Below are 2,370 nucleotides of genomic sequence, written 5' to 3'. Positions count from 1 at the left end.
AAATACTCCTGTTCTAAGATACGATATGGATCAGGAATCGGTGAACGTGTATCGTGGGTGTATGCCAGTGGTGGATGCTGAGTACGAGTTCGAGAGCGATGGGTCGCCCATAGTAGTAATCGCCGAGGCTCTAGCAGAAGCCGCCGAGATTGATCCAGTCGATCTCCCACCACTGTACGAGTTCGTCGATCCCGACGCCCTCGATCAGCTATTCGGAGACCATGACGGCGCAGCCCACGCGGATGCTCTCCTCAACTTTCGGGTCGAGACCTGGTACGTGTTCATCCGAGCCGACGGCCGCATTCGGGTCTGTGATGCCACTCAACCCACCGATCCGGAACCAGTCTTCGAATCCACCCCCGCCTAATTCGACTCTCTCAGTGCTCTAACTCCAACAACCCTCTTACAGCATTCTTGACAGGCATCGAGTGGTTCAACGGACCAACCGATACGTGACTCCTCTGTCTCTACCAATTCGCAGGTCGTGTTAGTAACTGTTCTATGACACCCCCTGTAGTACGGTTAAACTACCGAACTGCGTTCCAGAGGATAGATGCCTTCGTTATTGGTTTGTCGTTTCAGCCGGGGAGCGGGTATCCACGTTGGTAAATTCAAAGCGTGCACCATCGTCGGTTCCATCAGCGATCGTGAGGTTCCATCTATGGGCCTGAGCGATACGGTTGACAATTGCGAGTCCGAATCCGGTCCCTTCAGATTCGGTGGTATAGCCCGGCTCCAAGACGGTCTTGTGTTCGTCTTCGGGGATGCCAGGGCCGTCGTCTTCGACGTAAAATCCGGTCCCGTCAAGCGGGCCGACTCGAACGGTGCTCGCGCCGTCGCTATGTTCAACCGCGTTTCGAAACAGATTCTCCAGAACGTGTTGCAGGCGACTCTGATCACCGTAGATTTCGAATGGCTCGACAATTTCAAGACTGCTATCAGCCGTCTCGACCATCTCCCAGCACTGTGATACGAGGGGTTGCATCTGTATCCACTCCTGTTCCGCAACGGTTTGGCCTTCCTGAGCGAGCACTAACGTATCCTCGATGATCGCTTCCATTCGTTCCAACGCCTCGATGGCCGGGTCTAGATGCTCGCCGTCGTAGTCGTCTTGTGCCAGTTGGAGGCGACCGGTGGCGACGTTGAGTGGGTTTCGCAAATCGTGAGAGACGACGCTCGCAAATTCTTCAAGTTGCTCGTTTTGTTTCTGGAGGTCGCGTTCGCGTTTGACTCGGTCGCTAATATCCACAAATGACGCCATCATCGAGAGCGGGTTCCCTGCCTCGTCAGTCACGATGCTCGTCGTACACTGTGCGTGAAACTCAGTTCCATTTTTCCGAACGGCACGCAACTGGCCCTGCCACTGCCCGGTTTCTTGGACAGTTTGTGCGACTTTTGCGGCTTCGTCAGGGTGTTTCCAAAACTCGGTGACTGATTTGCCCAGCACTTCCTCTTCGTCTTCGTATCCCCACATATCGAGGAACATCGGATTGACCGTGCGTATCTGGCCCTCAAGCGTTCCGATAGCGATTCCCGTAAGCGCTGAGTTGCAGGCGTATTCGTAGAGCTGGCGTTGTTCTTCGTGTGTTTTGCGCTCGCTGATATTCCGGCCGACCCCCGCAACCAACGAAGTCGCGTCCTCCGTGAACGAAATAGCCGAGAACTCGTAAGGGAGGTGATCGCCGTCGGTTGTTTGCAGCGTCGCTTCGACACGGACGTACTCGTCATCGAGGGCCTGAGTGATGGCCTCTTGAATGTGCATTCGGTCGTCGGCGATGAAAAAGTCGGCAGGCTCCATCGTCTCAATTTCGTCGTCAGAATAACCGGTCACCTCCGAGAGCGCGTCGTTCCAATATCGAAAGTCGCCACCGGCAGTGAACACGTAAAAGAGTTCGACGACTTCATCGAGCGCAGCCCCGACTTCTTCGGCGTTGCTTGGAGAACTCGACGTTTCGTCACGGTCTGCCATAGGTGGTCGTTGTTGTGGTAACCGGTTCCATGAAAGGTCATCCTTTCGATTGATCCGTTGTATACGATCTAGCTTGCTGACGTGCGCTTTGTATCCGTATGCATTGAGATACGCGGTCTCAACTTTTGAGCCTCCTCGATTGCACAGTTTCGGAGGATGGAGTCGTAGCCCTCGGAATACTCTCTCTACTAAGAATGGCTGCGGGAGACGAAGAGAATGAAGGAAGTATAAACTCACCCTTGGCATTTGGCATCTACCTAATTCAGCGAGAGAGTCCCGCCGTTTACGGCGTTGACGAGACGCGAAGCGTCTCGTTCGCACATCAGAACGCTTCGCGTTCTGAGGACGGGAGTGAATCGCGCCACCTGACTACGCGAACCACCGGTTACTCCCCAGCTGGA

The 2,370-nt window shown here is 54.6% G+C and carries 2 protein-coding genes; one reads left to right on the top strand and one right to left on the bottom strand.

Annotated elements, in window-relative coordinates; all coding sequences use genetic code 11:
* Positions 1-367: HalOD1 output domain-containing protein (locus ACEWFR_RS23705; RefSeq protein WP_374063339.1), on the top strand; the 367-nt coding region annotated here is incomplete at its 5' end.
* Positions 368-562: 195 nt separating this feature from the next.
* On the opposite strand, the gene ACEWFR_RS23700 is transcribed toward ACEWFR_RS23705, so the two are convergent.
* On the bottom strand, positions 563-2,215 hold the full coding sequence (locus ACEWFR_RS23700; protein WP_374063338.1) for a PAS domain S-box protein: 1,653 nt from the start codon (positions 2,213-2,215) through the stop codon (positions 563-565).
* Positions 2,216-2,370 lie beyond the last annotated feature (155 nt).

This window comes from Natrinema sp. H-ect4, assembly GCF_041894845.1.
Lineage (GTDB): Archaea > Halobacteriota > Halobacteria > Halobacteriales > Natrialbaceae > Natrinema.
This window is presented reverse-complemented; position numbering and strand designations above follow the sequence as displayed.